Source organism: Burkholderia crassaminum (genome assembly GCF_964265005.1).
Lineage (GTDB): Bacteria > Pseudomonadota > Gammaproteobacteria > Burkholderiales > Burkholderiaceae > Burkholderia.
Window position 1 is genome coordinate 1,067,317 of sequence record NZ_OZ183800.1, and the last position, 14,909, is coordinate 1,082,225.

At 67.3% G+C, this 14,909-nt stretch carries 14 protein-coding genes and 1 pseudogene; 10 read left to right on the forward strand and 5 right to left on the reverse strand.

Annotation, left to right across the window (positions count from 1 at the left end; genetic code table 11):
- Positions 1 to 38: 38 nt before the first annotated feature.
- Positions 39 to 545: a winged helix-turn-helix transcriptional regulator gene (locus tag ACPTTF_RS21935; RefSeq protein ID WP_423368170.1), complete on the forward strand. Its 507-nt coding sequence runs from the start codon at positions 39 to 41 to the stop codon at positions 543 to 545.
- A gap of 34 nt (positions 546 to 579) precedes the next feature.
- Here the strand turns inward: ACPTTF_RS21935 and ACPTTF_RS21940 are convergent, their stop codons facing one another.
- The gene (locus tag ACPTTF_RS21940; protein ID WP_423368171.1) at positions 580 to 1,317 is read right to left on the reverse strand and encodes a carboxymuconolactone decarboxylase family protein; all 738 of its coding nucleotides are present in this window, start codon (positions 1,315 to 1,317) and stop codon (positions 580 to 582) included.
- Between ACPTTF_RS21940 and ACPTTF_RS21945 the strand changes: the two genes are divergently transcribed.
- From ACPTTF_RS21945 to ACPTTF_RS21970, 6 genes and pseudogenes are all read left to right on the forward strand, one after another.
- Positions 1,316 to 1,684, forward strand: a complete 369-nt coding sequence (locus ACPTTF_RS21945) for a winged helix-turn-helix transcriptional regulator (protein WP_166951030.1) — start codon at positions 1,316 to 1,318, stop codon at positions 1,682 to 1,684. The genes ACPTTF_RS21940 and ACPTTF_RS21945 overlap by 2 nt on opposite strands.
- Positions 1,685 to 1,765: 81 nt before the next feature.
- Positions 1,766 to 2,446 carry an HAD family hydrolase gene (locus ACPTTF_RS21950; RefSeq protein ID WP_423368172.1) on the forward strand — a complete coding sequence of 227 codons (681 nt, stop codon included), beginning with the start codon at positions 1,766 to 1,768 and terminating at the stop codon, positions 2,444 to 2,446.
- Between the two features lie 97 nt (positions 2,447 to 2,543).
- Positions 2,544 to 3,368 (forward strand): helix-turn-helix domain-containing protein, encoded by an 825-nt coding sequence (locus ACPTTF_RS21955; protein ID WP_423368173.1) that lies wholly within the window; start codon positions 2,544 to 2,546, stop codon positions 3,366 to 3,368.
- A 39-nt stretch (positions 3,369 to 3,407) separates the two neighbouring features.
- A complete protein-coding gene (locus tag ACPTTF_RS21960; protein ID WP_423368174.1) occupies positions 3,408 to 3,989 on the forward strand; it encodes a Dabb family protein in 582 nt (193 codons plus the stop codon).
- 109 nt (positions 3,990 to 4,098) lie between these two features.
- A complete protein-coding gene (locus ACPTTF_RS21965; protein ID WP_423368175.1) occupies positions 4,099 to 5,268 on the forward strand; it encodes an alpha/beta fold hydrolase in 1,170 nt (389 codons plus the stop codon).
- Between the two features lie 123 nt (positions 5,269 to 5,391).
- A pseudogene (locus ACPTTF_RS21970) lies at positions 5,392 to 6,357 on the forward strand (D-2-hydroxyacid dehydrogenase family protein); the annotation flags it as partial.
- A 277-nt stretch (positions 6,358 to 6,634) separates the two neighbouring features.
- On the opposite strand, the gene ACPTTF_RS21975 reads toward ACPTTF_RS21970, so the two are convergent.
- From ACPTTF_RS21975 to ACPTTF_RS21990, 4 genes are all read right to left on the reverse strand, one after another.
- Entirely contained in the window at positions 6,635 to 7,774 is a 1,140-nt protein-coding gene (locus tag ACPTTF_RS21975) for a patatin-like phospholipase family protein (protein WP_423368176.1), read from the reverse strand.
- Between the two features lie 208 nt (positions 7,775 to 7,982).
- A complete protein-coding gene (locus tag ACPTTF_RS21980; RefSeq protein WP_423368177.1) occupies positions 7,983 to 8,444 on the reverse strand; it encodes a cupin domain-containing protein in 462 nt (153 codons plus the stop codon).
- A gap of 92 nt (positions 8,445 to 8,536) precedes the next feature.
- Positions 8,537 to 8,869, reverse strand: a complete 333-nt coding sequence (locus ACPTTF_RS21985; RefSeq protein WP_423368178.1) for a cupredoxin domain-containing protein — start codon at positions 8,867 to 8,869, stop codon at positions 8,537 to 8,539.
- A gap of 25 nt (positions 8,870 to 8,894) precedes the next feature.
- Positions 8,895 to 9,839 carry a metallophosphoesterase family protein gene (locus ACPTTF_RS21990; RefSeq protein WP_423368179.1) on the reverse strand — a complete coding sequence of 315 codons (945 nt, stop codon included), beginning with the start codon at positions 9,837 to 9,839 and terminating at the stop codon, positions 8,895 to 8,897.
- Between the two features lie 268 nt (positions 9,840 to 10,107).
- Between ACPTTF_RS21990 and ACPTTF_RS21995 the strand changes: the two genes are divergently transcribed.
- The 3 genes from ACPTTF_RS21995 (at position 10,108) to ACPTTF_RS22005 (ending at position 14,894) form a co-directional block, all read left to right on the forward strand.
- Positions 10,108 to 11,697 carry an inorganic phosphate transporter gene (locus ACPTTF_RS21995; RefSeq protein WP_423368180.1) on the forward strand — a complete coding sequence of 530 codons (1,590 nt, stop codon included), beginning with the start codon at positions 10,108 to 10,110 and terminating at the stop codon, positions 11,695 to 11,697.
- Positions 11,698 to 11,778: 81 nt separating this feature from the next.
- Entirely contained in the window at positions 11,779 to 13,536 is a 1,758-nt protein-coding gene (locus ACPTTF_RS22000; RefSeq protein ID WP_166951073.1) for an ABC transporter permease, read from the forward strand.
- Positions 13,537 to 13,547: 11 nt separating this feature from the next.
- Positions 13,548 to 14,894, forward strand: coding sequence for an AAA-associated domain-containing protein (locus tag ACPTTF_RS22005; RefSeq protein WP_423368181.1), 1,347 nt, complete (start codon positions 13,548 to 13,550; stop codon positions 14,892 to 14,894).
- Positions 14,895 to 14,909 lie beyond the last annotated feature (15 nt).

Consider the following 14,909-nt stretch of genomic DNA (forward strand, 5'->3'; position numbering starts at 1 on the left):
CATGTGCTGCGCATCGAAGTCAGGAAAGGTGATTCGCGATGAAATCCAAAAGTTTTGACGGCATGACCTGCTCGATCGCCAGCGTGCTCGACGCGCTTGGCGATCGATGGAGCATGCTGATCGTGCGCGATCTGGCGCTGGGGCTGGCGCGTTACGACGATCTGCGCCAGTCGACGGGCGTGACCCATGCGACGCTGTCGGACCGGCTGAAGGCGCTCGAAGGCAGCGGGCTGATCGAGCGCCGGTTGTATCAGTCGCGCCCCGACCGGTACGAATACCATCTGACGTCGCGTGGCCGCGACATCGGCATCGTGCTGATGGCGCTCGCGCAGGTCGGCGATGCGTGGGGGCAGGCAGAGTCGAAGGCGCCGCCGCTCCGTTTCACGGAGGCGCGCTCGGGGCATGCGGTGCGGCTGGCGGTGGTCGACGCCGAGACGGGCAGCCCGATCGGCCTGCCGGATCTGCGCGTGGAGGCAGGGCCCGGCGCTGACGAGATCATGCACTGGCGGCTCGAGAAGACGCACGCGCGGCGCGGCGAACCGTGATGGGCGAATCGCCGCCGCGCGGCCGGTTCGCGGGTCATGCCGGAAATCGCGCGGCGCCCGCTTCCGGCGGCAGGCGCAGCCCGTTCGTGAGGTAGCTGACGGTCCGGTAGAAGCCCGCGAGCATCAGCAGCTCGAGCAGCGCCTCATCGCTGAAATGCGGGCGCAGCGCCTGCCACAGGTCGTCGTCGATGTCGCAGTGCCGATGCAGGGTGTCGCACAGCCGGATCAGCAACCGGTCGTCGTCGCTCCAGCATGCGTCGTCGGCCGAGCCGCGGGCCAGTGAGCGAATCTGTGCGGCGGTCAACCCCGCGACCGGCGAAAACACGGACACATGCACGCCCCATTCGTATTCGGAGCGGCAAAGCGCGGTGGTGCGGTCGATCACGATTTCGCGTTGCCGGATGGCGAGGTGGCCTTTGTCCAGCAGGCCGCCGGCGAAGAACTTCGTGAACAGGCGCGCGTCGCGCGCCAGCGTGGTGAAGAGGCGCAACGGCGGGCGGCCTCGCATGATCCGGTCGATCGACGCGGCGATGTCGGGGGCGAACGGCGGCACTGCGCATGCGATACGCTGAGTCATGTGAACTCCTTCGTGCTCGTGGCGGGTGCGCGTGAACGCTCGCATTCGCCGATGGCTGAGCCGGTAGCGTAGGTTGAGTGCTTTAAAAAGTAAAGCATTGGGGGAGGGAAAACGTCGACGTTGCGACGCGGCGCGCGCCCGATATCGCATCGATTCGTTGACGTCGTGTGATGTTTGCTTTAAAAAGTACAGCATGACCACACCAAAAATCGGACAACGTGTTCGCGGATCGAAGACAGGGCGGCCCATCATGGTCGTGCTGGATCTGCTCGGGCGGCGCACCACGCTACGCATCCTGTGGGAGCTGCGCGGCGAGCCGCTCACCTTCCGCGCGTTGCAGGAAGCCTGCGAAACGAACGCGCGCCTGCTCAACACCCGGCTGGCCGAGCTCAAGGCGTCGGGGCTCGTCGAGCATGGAGAGGGCGGCTACTGCATGACCGCCGAGGGCCGGCGGCTCGAGGCGGCACTGCAGCCGTTGCTGGGGTGGGCGAAACAATGGGCGAAGCGCGACCCGGTGGGGTTCGACGCAGCCGATCGCGAGCAATCCGGTCAGGAACGCTGATCGATCGATACGCGGGTGCGTATCGCAACGTCATACCGGTTCGCCCGTCACGCGCGAGCCGATTTTTTGCGGAGTCATTTCATGTCTGTTCGGGCTGTCATCTTCGATTTCGATCTGACGCTGGCGGATTCGTCCGCCGCGATCATCGCGTGCACGACGTACGCGTTGAATCAGCTGGGTGCCGCCGGCGCAACGCCGGCGCAGATCGGTGCCGTGATCGGGCTGCCGCTGCACGAGATGTTCCGCTCGCTGACCGGTGAAACCGAACCGGCGCGGGCCGACGCGTTCGCGCGTCACTTCGTGGCGCGTGCCGACGAGATCATGGTGCACGGCACGCGCATCTATCCCGAGGTTCCGCCGCTGCTCGCGCGTCTGCGCGAGCAGGGGCTCGCGGTCGCGATCGTTTCGTCGAAGTTTCGCTACCGGATCGAGGCGATCCTTGCGCTGAACGAATTGCAATCGCTCGTCGACGTGCTGATCGGCGGGGAAGACGTGCAGCGTCACAAGCCCGATCCCGAAGGGCTCGTGCTGGCGCTGGCGCGGCTTGGCTTGCCGGCCCGGTCGGCGATCTACGTGGGCGACCACGCGGTGGACGCGCAGGCGGCCGAGCGCGCCGGCGTGGCGTTCGTCGGCGCGGTGAGCGGGATGACGTCGTTCGACGGATGGGCACGGGCGGGCAAGCAGGCGGTGGCCACGCATATCGGCGAGCTCGACGCGATCGTGCAACGGATGCAGCGCGGTCCGTCCGAAGCATCGGGCTGACGCGACCCCGGGCGGTGCCGGCGCCGGAGCGCTGCGCGTCGTTGCCGGCTCTTGCTCATTCGGGACATCCATCATGCCGCGCACCGCAAGATTTGACATGCGTATCGATCATCGTCTTCCCGCCGCGCCACTACGGGCATTCATCGATCGCTACTGGAGCTGGGACGGCGCCGGCCTGCCGTCTCCGGCATTGCTGCCCGTGATGCCGGGGCCCGGCGGCATGGAGGTCTTCTTTCATTTTCACGCGCCGTTCGAGCGCCGATCTGTCGACGGCGAATGCATGCAGGCATTGCCGCTTGCGCATGTCACCTGCGTGCGGGGTGAGCCGGTCCGGCTTGCCGCGCCGGGGTGGCCCGGATTCATCGCCGTGCGCGTGCGCGCCGGTGCCATTCCCAGGCTGACCGGCCTGCCCGCGACCGACCTGGCCGATTCCGTCGTATCCGCCGACGCAGTGTGGGGGCCGGCGGCGGCCGTGCTGGCGGAGCGCATCGCGCTGAGCACCGGCGCCGCTGAACGCGCGACCCTGCTGGACGATTTCTTTCTCGCGCAGTTGCGCAGGCCGTCACGCGGCTGCCGCATCGACGAAGCGGTGGCGTGGCTGCTGCGAGGCGACCCGGCCCGGATCGCCGATGTCGCGGCCGCAACCGGCCTGTGCCGCCGCCAGCTTGCGTATCGCTTCCGCGCGGCAACGGGCTCGTCGCCCGTTCGCTTCAGGCGGCTCGCGCGGCTGCAACGCGCGCTGCGTACGATCGTGCTGGCGTCGCCGGATCGTTCGCTCACTGATCTGCTCGATTCCGGCTATACCGACCAGGCGCATCAGACGCACGAATTCCGCGCGCTGACCGGTTTCAGTCCCGGCGAGGTGCGGCGCGCGGCGCTCGCCGGTCATGCGCATTTCTACAATGCTGCGTGGCCGCGCTAGCGAATACTGGGCGTCCCTCCATTCCGTACGCGAGTTGCCATGAACGCCAGCCACACACTTGCCGAAGTCGACCGAAAACCAGCTACCGAGATGCTCAGGGATGCGCTTCGACAGGTCGGCGTTCGCGCGTTTACGGCCCCCGGCTACCGGGTCGGCACGGTTCGTCACCTGGTGCTGCTCCGTTTCGCCGAGCGCGTCCCCGTCGCGCGGCAGCGTGAGGCCGTCGCGGCGTTCCTGGCCCTGCGCGACACGTGCGTGCGCGACGGCAGGCCGTATATCCGTTCGATCGAACACGGCCTGCAGAGCAGCGGGGAAGGCGCGGACCGCGGCTTCGAGCACGCGTTCCTGATGAGCTTCGATTCCGAGGGCGATCGCAACTACTACATCGGCGAGCCGATCGTCGACGATCCGCTCTACTACGACCTTCAACACCATGCGTTCAAGGCGGATATCGGCCCGCTGCTGGATCCGCAACGCGTGCTGGTGTTCGACTACCCGGTCGCCGACGCGCCCGTCGACGCCGTGATCGACGGGGAAGGTGCCCACCGTCGTCAGCCGGATGGGCAAGGGCTCGAGCCGGCACCGGCGCGGCCGGGCCTGCCGGGCGTTGCAGCGGCCTAGCCCGACGCGGCGCCGGCCGACGGAACCGCTTTCCGCAACAGTCAGGCGGTGCGCGACGGATTCTGCGACCATCGCCGTTAAAGTCATACCCGCCACTCGATCCGTCGCCATGTCACTCATTTCCGTCGCCTTCGCCACTCTCCGGTTCCCGCACGTGCTGCCGGCCGCCCGAACGCTGTCATGTGCGGTTTCGCTCGCGGCCGCCGGTGCCGTACTCGGCGTGCCCGGCGGCGCGCGTCCGGCCGAAGCCGCCACGCTCACGCAGCGCGAACGCCTCGAGGCGCCGGTCAAGGCCGTCGCTGGCCAGCGCGTGGCCGTCGATACGCCGCAGGGCAGTGCGCTGCTGCCCGTCTACGCCGATCGTCCGCTCGACCAGGCGGCGCCCGATGTCACGCGGGTTTTCGTCGTGATTCACGGCACGCTCCGCAATGCCGACGCGTACTACGCGTCGGGGCGCGAGGTCGTCGAGAAGGCCGGTGCGGCGGGCAAGGGCACGATGGTCGTCGCGCCGCAGTTCCTGACGCGCGCCGATACGCGCGCGTTCTCGTTGCCCGCGCCGACGCTCGCGTGGACGCAGGAAGGCTGGAAGGGCGGCGAACCGGCCCGCCAGCCGGGCCCGGTCAGCTCGTTTGCCGCGCTCGACGCGTTGCTCGCGCATTTCGCCGACCGCAGCCTGTACCCGTCGCTGTCGACGGTGGTCGTGATCGGCCATTCTGCGGGCGCGCAGTTGTTGCAGCGTTATGCGGTAGCCGGGCGCGAAGGCGATGCGCTCGCGAACGCCGGCATCGCCGTGCGCTATGTGGTCGCGAACCCGTCGAGCTACCTGTATTTCGACGACGAACGGCCGGACGCCACGGCGATCGCGGGCGGCACCTGCCCGAGTGCGACGGAATGGAAATACGGGTTGAAGTCGGCGCCGCCTTACGTCGCGTCGCAGGACGTGCACGAACTCGAAACGCGCTACGTCGCGCGCCATGTCGTCTATCTGCTCGGCCAGGCCGACACGAACCCTTACACGCACTTCATCGACCGTTCGTGCGCGGCCATGGCGCAAGGCCCGTACCGGCTCGCGCGCGGGCTCGCGTATTTCGACTACCTGAAGAAGCGGCATCCGGACGATCTCGCGCAGCAGGTCGTCGAAGTGCCGGGCGTCGGGCACGACAATCTCGGCATGTTCACGTCCGCCTGCGGGCTCGCCGTGCTGTTCGGCCAGGCATTGCCGCAATCGTGTCCGGTCGTCGCCGGCACCGCGCCGGGCATGCGCGCGGCGTCGCAGTGAGCGTGCACACGATCGTCGCGGCAACGGCCGATCGAGCAGAAAAATGCATCGGTCGACAAGATAAATTCATTTCTCAATCGGGTGCGCGTGGTTCAGGATGACGGCGTTGCCAGGAGCGCCCCCATGAACATCACGATCCTCGACGATTATTTCGACACGCTGCGCACGCTGCCGTGCTTTCGCAAGCTGGACGGGCACGCGGTCACGATCTGGAACGATCACGTGCAGGACGTCGACGCGCTGGCCGAGCGCCTGCGCGACACGGAAGCGCTGGTGGTGATCCGCGAACGCACGCAGATTCGCGCGCCGCTGATCGCGCGGCTGCCGAAGCTGCGGCTGATCAGCCAGCGCAGCGTCTATCCGCACATCGACATCGACGCATGCACCGCGCACGGCGTGATCGTGTCGTCGAACCCGCATGCGGGCACGCCTTCTTATGCGGCTGCCGAGCTCACGTGGGGCCTCGTGCTCGCCGCGATGCGCCAGATTCCGCAGCAGATGCGCGCGCTGCAGGCCGGCAACTGGCAGATCGGTGTCGGACGGACGCTGCGCGGGCGCACGCTGGGCATCTACGGTTATGGCCGGATCGGCGCGGAAGTCGCGCGCTACGGTGCCGCGTTCGGCATGAACGTCCTGGTGTGGGCGAGCGAGGCGTCGCTGCAGCGTGCGCGCGACGATGGCTGGAACACGGCGCCGGACAAGCGCACATTCTTCGAAACCTGCGATGTGCTGTCGCTGCACATGCGGCTCGTGCCGGCCACGCGCGGCATCGTGACGGCCGAGGATCTGGGCCGGATGAAACCGGGCGCGCTGCTGGTGAACACGAGCCGCGCGGGCCTCGTCGCACCGGGCGCGCTCGAAGCGGCGTTGCAGGCCGGTCGGCCCGGGATGGCGGCGGTGGATGTCTACGAGACGGAGCCGTTGCGCGACCCGCGGCATCCGTTGCTGCGCTTGCCGAATGTGGTGTGCACGCCGCATATCGGCTACGTGACCGAGGACGAATACGAGACGCAGTTCTCGGATGTGTTCGACCAGATCGTGTCCTACCTGGCCGGCCAGCCGATCCACGTGGTCAACCCGGACGTGCTCGTGCGCGAAACGGCGTCGATCGAGCCGCTGATCCTCGACCTGCTCGAATGGATCGGGCCCGCCGGGCGCCCTTATGACGAGGTGATCGATGCATGGCGCACGTCGTGCCCGCGCCTGCCGGTGTGGGAGGAAGCCTGCGCGCGGGGCTATGTGGTGCGGCAACCCGCGCGCGACGGCGTGGCGATGGTCGAGGTGAATGCGGCCGGCCGTGCCCGCCTTCAGGCCGATCGCGCGTGATCTCGCGGAGGCTGTCGGCACGCGATCGCGGCGCCGCGTGTCAGGCCGTTTCTTCCGCGCCTGGCGGCGCGCTTGCGTCGAATACCGTCAGGCCCTCCGTCGGGTCCGTCGGCGTGTCCCACGGACGTGCCGCGATAGCCCGTTGCGCGGCCTCGTAGCCGGCCTGCCGGCGGGCCGCGATGCCGGCCGGCGTGAAGTCGATGTCCTTCAACTGATTGTCGCCGGCGAGGCGCGGCGCCGCGAGCTTGATCAGGTGCATCGTCGTCTCGCATCCCCACGCGGCGAGCCGGCGCACGGCCGGCGACGCGCGTTCGGCTTCCGGCACGTGGCGGGCCAGTTCGCGGATCACGTGGCGCAGCCGGTGGATCTGCTGCTGGCGTGCGATGTGGCTGTCGGTGCGGCTCGCATACTGGATGTCCTTCTGCCGCTCCGACACCTGCCAGATGCTCTCGGGCTCGGGGCCGGCGGGGTTCCACATCTGGACGGAAAAGATGATCGAGCTGCGGCGCGGGTTGTCGTCGAGCACGACCTCGACCGGTGTGTTCGAATACACGCCCCCGTCCCAGTACGGTTCGCCGTCGATCCGTATCGCCGGAAACGCGGGCGGCAGCGCGCCCGAGCTCATGATGTGCTCGATCCCGAGCCGCGTGTCGCGTGAATCGAAATAGCGCATCGTGCCCGTGCATGCATTGACCGCACTGACGGTCAGGCGCGGGTGGCCCGCGTTCAGCAGGTCGGGATCGATCAGCGACGCAAGCGTGTCGCGCAGCGGCGCGATCCGGTAATACGACGCGCGATCGACGCCGAGGCGCGCCATCGGCCCGAGCCACGATGCCGGATTGGGCTGGAAGAACCCCGCGATGCCGCCGCCGATGATCATCAGCTCGGCCAGCGTCCGGTCCCAACCGGGCAGCAACGGCGCGGCGTCGAAACGGGTTCGTTCGGTCACGCGGCGCCAGAACGCCGACAGCTTGTCGTAGCGCTGCTCCGGCGGGTTTCCGGCGATCAGCGCCGCGTTGATCGCGCCGATCGACGTGCCGACCACCCAGTCGGGCCGGATCCCGGCTTCGTCCATCGCCTGAAAGACGCCGAGCTGGAACGCGCCCAGTGCGCCGCCGCCCTGGAGCACGAGCACGACTTGCCCGGGGAGGTTCATGCGTGCCGGTTCGCTCGCGGTCATGGCTCGCCTCGCTGCGTGTGAAGGTGGGTCGGAACCGAATGGTTCGATTCAGTTTAGGCGATGGGCGGCGGCGATCGCCCGTCGCGCAACGGCGATTCGTGCCTGCTTCGCCGATCGCTTCCGACCCTTCGGCGCGGTTGTCAGGGTCGCGAAGCCGGTGTCCGGCCGCACGCGCCGTCGTTCGCGGCGCATCCGCGAGTGACCGGCGTCACGCGTCCGGGTAAGGCGTGCCGTCCTTGTGCAGGAACCGGCCGTCACGGCTCGGGCTCATCATGTCGATGTCGGGGCAGGTGATCACGTCGTCCGGCGAGCGCGAGCCGACTTCGAGGTAGACGGCGAGCGCCTCCGACCGGTTGACCAGGTGATGGCCGTTGCCGGAGCCTTTCGGGAACGCCGCGCAGTCGCCCGCGCGCAGCACGGTTTCGCCGCCGTCCTCGATCATCACCAGTTCGCCTTCGAGCACGTAGACGAATTCGTCCTCGTCGGAATGCCAGTGGCGCTGCGCCGACCAGCCGCCCGGCGGCACGCGCATCAGGTTGACGCCGAAATCGCGCAGCCCGCCGGCGTCGCCGACGCGCTGGCGGATGCGCTGCGCGCACGGCGCGTCGAACGGCCGCGGATAGCCGCTGCCGTGGCGTTCGGGCACGGCGCTGAGGTCGATCCTGGGCATGGGCGGCTCCGTCGGCCACGCGGGCGAATGGGATGGGGGCATTGTAGGCGGTGCCGCCCGCCATGCGTCCGCGCGTGTCGTGGTGCGCCGCGTCATTCGACCGTGATGGTTTCCTTCATGTACGGGTGAATCCCGCAGAACACCTTGTAGACGCCCGGCTTGTCGAACCGGAACGAGTACGTATCGCCCTGGTCGAGCGCCGACGAGTGAAAGATGCCGGCGTCGTTGACGACGGTGTGCGGCTCCCCGTCGAGGTTCTTCCACGTGACCGTCGTGCCGGCCTTGACCGTGGTCGACATCGGCGAAAACATGAAATTGTGGATCGTCACGAGCGGGCCGTCCGGGCCCTGCGCGAATGCGGCGAGCGGGGCGGTAGCGCACAGGATCAGCGCCGCGACGAGGCTGGATTGCTTGAGGCGGTTCATGTCGGTCTCCTTGCGGATCGGTGCGTCAGGCCAGCGTCGCATCGTGCAGCGACGACGCGACCGGATGGCCCGCGAATTCGACGGTCGTCACGCCGAGCATCGACGGCAGCCGGTCGCGCGGCACGGTGAGCGGCACGGGGCCCGGGCCGTTGCCGGCGGTGGGTTGCGGGAACGCGGTGGAGCGCGCGGTGTGGAACGTCACATTGCCCTCGACCTTCGACACGATCTGGTGGATGTGCCCGTTCAGCACGGTGACCGAGCCGAAGCGGCGCAGCAGCGCCATCGTCTGCGGTGCGTCGCCGGTGCCCCAGCCCCAGGGTTCGTAGATGGTCCACATCGGCATGTGCGAGAACACGACGATCGGCGTGCTCGACGAGCGGCCCTTGAGATCCTGCTCGAGCCACGCGAGCTGGTCGTCGCCGAAGCTGCCGAGCCCGTTCGGCTTGAAGTGCATGACGTTGACGAGGCCGATGAAATGCACGCCCGCGTGATCGAAGCTGTAATACCCGCGGTTGTCCGACGCCTTGCCGAACCGGCCGAAATATTCGGCACCCGAACCGTCGGTGACGTCGTGCTCGCCGGGCACCGTATGCAGTTCCGGTACGCGCAGCGCGGACAGCAGCTGCGACGCGTGGTCGAACTCCTCGGGCTTGGACAGGTGCGTGATGTCGCCCGTATGGATGGCCAGCGCGGGCATCGCCGGCATGCCGTTGACGAGGTCGATCGTTTGCCGCAGCGTGGCCGATACGTCGGGGTTCGCGTCCTTGTTGAAGCCGATGTGCGTGTCGCTGATCTGCACGAACAGCGGGCGGCCCGCGTTGGCCGGGAGCGCGTCGCCGGCCTGCGCGAGCGCAAGGTCGAACGGCGTCAGGATGCCGCCCGACAGCGTAAACAGCGTGCCGAGACCGCCGAAGGCCATGCACTGCAGGGCCTTGCGGCGCGAAGGGCGGGTGGGGTTCGATGAAGACATGGGAGCCTCGCATTCGTGTGACGAAACCGGACGGCCGGATCGTCCTGGAATAAACCGGCGCATTCGTGTGCGATACCGGCGAAGCGGCGGATTTATTCCCGCGGATATTCCCGCGCGTTACGAGGGCGGATACCGCTGCCCGCGGGCAGCGGGGCGATGAACGGCGATTGAAGGATGACCTGTCAATGTCCTGTAAGTGACACGTCACATTTGCGTCACGACCGACCTATAGCCTGCGACTCCGAGTCACCTGTCCGGAGCCCCCTTCATGCCGAATCTCGCGGCAACGGAAACCAGCGGTGCGGTCAGCAACCGCACGCGCACCATCAGCCTTGCGCTGTTTTTTCTGATCATTGCCTGCGGCATCGTCTATGTCGGCGTTCATCTCAGTGCCGATCTCAGCCCCGTCAAGGAAAGCTCGGTCCTCCCGTTCCTGCTGCTGATCGTCGCGCTGCTGATCGCGCTCGGCTTCGAATTCGTCAACGGCTTCCATGACACCGCGAACGCGGTCGCGACTGTCATCTATACGCACTCGCTCGATCCGCACCTCGCCGTCGTCTGGTCGGGCCTCTGGAATCTGTGCGGCGTGCTCGTGTCTAGCGGCGCCGTCGCGTTCGGCATCCTGCAGTTGCTGCCGGTCGAGCTGATTCTGCAGGTGGGCAGCGGCTCGGGTTTCGCGATGGTGTTCTCGCTGCTGATCGCGGCCGTCACGTGGAACCTCGCAACCTGGTATTTCGGCCTGCCGTCGTCGAGCTCGCACACGCTCGTCGGCTCGATCATCGGCGTGGGCCTGATGAACCAGATCGTCAACGGCCCGTCGGGCACGAGCGGCGTCGACTGGAACCAGGCGCTCGGCGTCGGCAAGGCGCTGCTGTTCTCGCCGCTGATCGGTTTCGTGCTGTCGGCACTGGTGCTTCTGCTGCTGAAGGCGCTGGTGCGCGTGCCGGCGCTGTACCAGGAGCCGAGGGGCAACAAGCCGCCGCCGTTCTGGATTCGCTTGCTGCTGATCCTCACGTGCACGGGCGTGTCGTTCGCGCACGGCTCGAACGACGGGCAGAAGGGCATGGGGCTGATCATGCTGATCCTGATCGGCGTGATGCCGACCGCGTACGCGCTGAACAAGGCCGTGACGCCGGACCAGACGAGCACGTTCGTCGCGGTTGCGCGCCATGCGTCGACGACGCTCGTCAAGTACGCGGACCCGGCCGTGCAGTCCGACAACCCGCGTGCCGATGTCGAAGCGTACGTGCGCACGCACAAGCTGACGCCCGTGACGATTCCCGCGCTTGGCAAGCTCACCGACACGATCGCCGACCAGGTCGCGCAGGCCGGCGGCATCTCGAGCGTGCCGCAGAACCTCGTCGACAACGTGCGCAACAACATGTACGTCGCGTCCGAGGCGATCCGGCTGATGGAGAAGGCGAAGGCGCCGGCGTTCTCGGTCGAGGACGCGAGCGCGCTCGAAGCGTTCAAGAAACAGATGGACCGCGCGACGAAATTCATCCCGACCTGGGTGAAGGTCGCAGTCGCGATCGCGCTGGGCCTCGGCACGATGGTCGGGTGGAAGCGGATCGTCGTGACGGTCGGCGAGAAGATCGGCAAGTCGCATCTCACGTACGGGCAGGGCGCATCGGCCGAGGCCGTCGCGATGCTGACGATCGGGATGGCCGACGCATACGGGCTGCCGGTGTCGACGACGCACGTGCTCGCGTCGGGCGTGGCCGGCACGATGACGGCGAGCGGCGCGGGCCTGCGCTGGGATACGGTGCGCAACCTCGTGCTCGCATGGGTGCTGACGCTGCCTGCGTCGATCGCCCTGTCGGCCGCCCTGTACTGGGCGCTGCACGGACTGTTCTGACCCGCGCCGGGGGGCGCGACGTCCGGCCGCGCGGCGCGCGGCCGGTCCCATCGAATTTCAATCCGACACAAGACGCTACCGATGGATATCAGTTTCTTCGATCCGAATCGCACCGCGAACGCTTCGGCGTGGCGTGTGCTCCCCAACCGCTGGGATGCCATCGCGTTTCCGCTGATCATCTGCCTGCTGGCGATGGCGATCGTCGGCTTCCATCAGACGATGGCGCCGATCGGCGTGCTGCAGACGCAGAAGATCACGCTCGACCCGTCGAACCTGCCCGAATACGCGTTGCGCACCACGCTGCGGATGCTCGCCGCGATGGTCGCGTCGCTCGTGTTCACGCTCGTCTACGGCACGCTCGCCGCGAAAAGTCGCCGCGCGGGCATGGTGCTGATTCCGATCCTCGACATCCTGCAGTCGGTGCCGGTGCTCGGCTACATCTCGTTTACGGTCACGTTCTTCCTCGCGCTGTTTCCGGGCCGCGTACTCGGTGCCGAGCTCGCCGCGATCTTCGCGATCTTCACGAGCCAGGCGTGGAACATGACGTTCAGCTTCTACCAGTCGCTGCGCACGGTGCCGCGCGACCTGAGCGAAGTGTCGCGCGGCTTCCATCTGACGGCCTGGCAGCGCTTCTGGAAGCTCGAGGTGCCGTTCTCGATGCCGGGGCTGATCTGGAACATGATGATGTCGATGTCGGGCGGCTGGTTCTTCGTCGTCGCGTCGGAAGCCATCACCGTCGGCAACCAGACCATCACGCTGCCGGGCATCGGTGCGTATCTCGCGCAGGCAATCTCGGACAAGAACCTCGGCGCGGTCGGCTGGGTCGTGCTCGCGATGACCGTCGTGATCCTCGCGTACGACCAGTTCCTGTTCCGCCCGCTCGTCGCGTGGGCCGACAAGTTCCGGATGGAGAACACCGCGTCGGGCGATGCGCCGCAATCCTGGCTGCTCGACATGATGCGCCGCACGCACCTGATCCATCAGTTGCTCGTGCCGGCCGGCTGGCTGCTGTCGCAGGCTGCGCGGATTCCGCTGCGCGTGCCGGCGCTGAAGGGCACGCGTGCGCGTGGCGCATCGGCGCGCCGCAAGTCGTCGCGGATCGGCGACATCGTGTGGGGCGCGCTCGTGGTCCTGCTGACGGTGTACGTCGTGTGGCGCGTCGTCAGCTTCGTCGCGACCGGCGTGACGATGGCCGAGGTCGGCCACGTGTTCGTGCTCGGCCTCATCACGCTGTTGCGCGTGCTGTTCCTGATCCTGATCGCATCGGTCATCTGGGTGCCGATCGGCGTGTGGATCGGGCTGCGCCCGTCGCTTGCCGAGAAAGTCCAGCCGATCGCGCAGTTCCTCGCGGCGTTCCCGGCGAACCTGCTGTTCCCGGTGTTCGTGATCGTGATCGTGCGCTTCCACCTGAACGCGGATATCTGGCTGTCGCCGCTGATCGTGCTCGGCACGCAGTGGTACATCCTGTTCAACGTGATCGCCGGTGCGATGTCCTATCCGAACGACTACAAGGAAGTGACGAAGAATTTCCGTATTCGCGGCAAGCAGTGGTGGCGGCAGGCGATCCTGCCCGGCATCTTCCCGTACTACGTGACCGGCGCGATCACCGCATCGGGCGGCGCGTGGAACGCGAGCATCGTGTCCGAGTTCGTGCAGTGGGGCGACACGAAGGTCGTCGCGCACGGCCTTGGCGCATACATCGCGCAGACCACCGCCGCCGGCGATTTTCCGAAGATCATCCTGGGCATCGCCGTGATGTCCCTGTTCGTCACCTTGTTCAACCGTCTGCTGTGGCGTCCGATGTACGCCTATGCGGAATCCCGGCTCCGTCTCGATTGAGAGTAAGCGCGATGCAAAATTCGAACGTTATCAACGCCCCCGTCAAGACGTCCCAGCCACTGCAGCCGCCGCGCCTCGGCGACGAAATCCTGCGCGTGGAGCACGTGAACCGCGGCTTCAACAAGACGCAGGGCGAGCTGCTCGTGCTCGACGATGCGAACCTGTCGCTGCGCGAAGGCGAGATCGTCGGGCTGCTCGGCCGTTCCGGCTCGGGCAAGTCGACGCTGCTGCGCATCATTGCCGGCCTGATCGAGCCCACCGGCGGCGAAGTGACCTACCTCGGCAAGCCGCTGAGCGGCCCGGCCGAAGGCGTCGCGATGGTGTTCCAGACCTTCGCGCTGTTCCCGTGGCTCACGGTGCTGCAGAACGTGGAAGCCGGCCTCGAGGCGCTCGGCGTCGGTGCACGCGAGCGGCGCGAGCGTGCGCTCGCCGCGATCGACCTGATCGGTCTCGACGGTTTCGAAAACGCGTACCCGCGCGAGCTGTCGGGCGGCATGCGCCAGCGCGTCGGCTTTGCGCGCGCGCTCGTCGTCGATCCGACGATCCTGCTGATGGACGAGCCGTTCTCCGCGCTCGACGTGCTGACCGCGGAGACGCTGCGTACCGACCTGCTCGATCTGTGGACGCAGGGCCGCATGCCGATCAAGTCGGTGCTGATCGTCACGCACAACATCGAGGAAGCCGTGTTCATGTGCGACCGGATCCTCGTGCTGTCGTCGAACCCGGGCCGGGTGATCGCGGAGATCAAGGTGCCGTTCAAGCATCCGCGTAATCGGCTCGACACTGATTTCCGCAAGCTGGTCGACGACATCTACGCGAAGATGACGGCGCGCGCGACCAACGAGGCGACGAAGAAGGGGCTGGAGCTCGGCAGCTGGCTGCCGCGCGTGTCGACCAACCTGATGTCCGGCCTGATCGAAACGCTCGCGATGGCGCCGTACCATGGCCGCGCGGACATGCCGGAAATTGCGCGCACGCTGCATCTCGAGGTCGACGAACTGTTCCCGATCGCCGAAGTGCTGCAGTACCTCGGTTTCGCGGACGTGCGGGAAGGCGACGTGTTCCTGACGCCGCCCGCGCGCGTGTTCGCGGAATTCGGCACGCAGGAGCGCAAGCTGATGTTCGCGGATCATTTGCTGAAGCACGTGCCGCTGGCTGCGCGGATCCGGAAGGTGCTGAACGAGCGTCCGGGCCATCGCGCGCCGCGCGTGCGCTTCGAGCAGGAGCTGGAGGATTTCCTGTCCGACGAAGCAGCGGAGGAAACGCTCGACGCGGTGATCGACTGGGGGCGTTACGGCGAAGTCTTTTCGTATAACGACAAGACGGAGGTGTTCAGTCTCGAGGATGTGGAGAGCTGATCGTCGAATGCGTGT

What these genes read in the sequence shown, in the direction of transcription:
- ACPTTF_RS21935 (WP_423368170.1), top strand. Translation starts at nt 39, where the DNA reads ATGAAATCCAAAAGTTTTGACGGCATGACCTGCTCGATCGCCAGCGTG.
- ACPTTF_RS21945 (WP_166951030.1), top strand. Translation starts at nt 1,316, where the DNA reads ATGACCACACCAAAAATCGGACAACGTGTTCGCGGATCGAAGACAGGG.
- ACPTTF_RS21990 (WP_423368179.1), bottom strand. Translation starts at nt 9,839, where the DNA reads ATGTCTTCATCGAACCCCACCCGCCCTTCGCGCCGCAAGGCCCTGCAG.
- ACPTTF_RS22000 (WP_166951073.1), top strand. Translation starts at nt 11,779, where the DNA reads ATGGATATCAGTTTCTTCGATCCGAATCGCACCGCGAACGCTTCGGCG.
- ACPTTF_RS22005 (WP_423368181.1), top strand. Translation starts at nt 13,548, where the DNA reads ATGCAAAATTCGAACGTTATCAACGCCCCCGTCAAGACGTCCCAGCCA.
- ACPTTF_RS21980 (WP_423368177.1), bottom strand. Translation starts at nt 8,444, where the DNA reads ATGCCCAGGATCGACCTCAGCGCCGTGCCCGAACGCCACGGCAGCGGC.
- ACPTTF_RS21940 (WP_423368171.1), bottom strand. Translation starts at nt 1,317, where the DNA reads ATGCTGTACTTTTTAAAGCAAACATCACACGACGTCAACGAATCGATG.
- ACPTTF_RS21965 (WP_423368175.1), top strand. Translation starts at nt 4,099, where the DNA reads ATGTCACTCATTTCCGTCGCCTTCGCCACTCTCCGGTTCCCGCACGTG.
- ACPTTF_RS21960 (WP_423368174.1), top strand. Translation starts at nt 3,408, where the DNA reads ATGAACGCCAGCCACACACTTGCCGAAGTCGACCGAAAACCAGCTACC.
- ACPTTF_RS21955 (WP_423368173.1), top strand. Translation starts at nt 2,544, where the DNA reads ATGCGTATCGATCATCGTCTTCCCGCCGCGCCACTACGGGCATTCATC.
- ACPTTF_RS21975 (WP_423368176.1), bottom strand. Translation starts at nt 7,774, where the DNA reads ATGACCGCGAGCGAACCGGCACGCATGAACCTCCCCGGGCAAGTCGTG.
- ACPTTF_RS21995 (WP_423368180.1), top strand. Translation starts at nt 10,108, where the DNA reads ATGCCGAATCTCGCGGCAACGGAAACCAGCGGTGCGGTCAGCAACCGC.
- ACPTTF_RS21950 (WP_423368172.1), top strand. Translation starts at nt 1,766, where the DNA reads ATGTCTGTTCGGGCTGTCATCTTCGATTTCGATCTGACGCTGGCGGAT.
- ACPTTF_RS21985 (WP_423368178.1), bottom strand. Translation starts at nt 8,869, where the DNA reads ATGAACCGCCTCAAGCAATCCAGCCTCGTCGCGGCGCTGATCCTGTGC.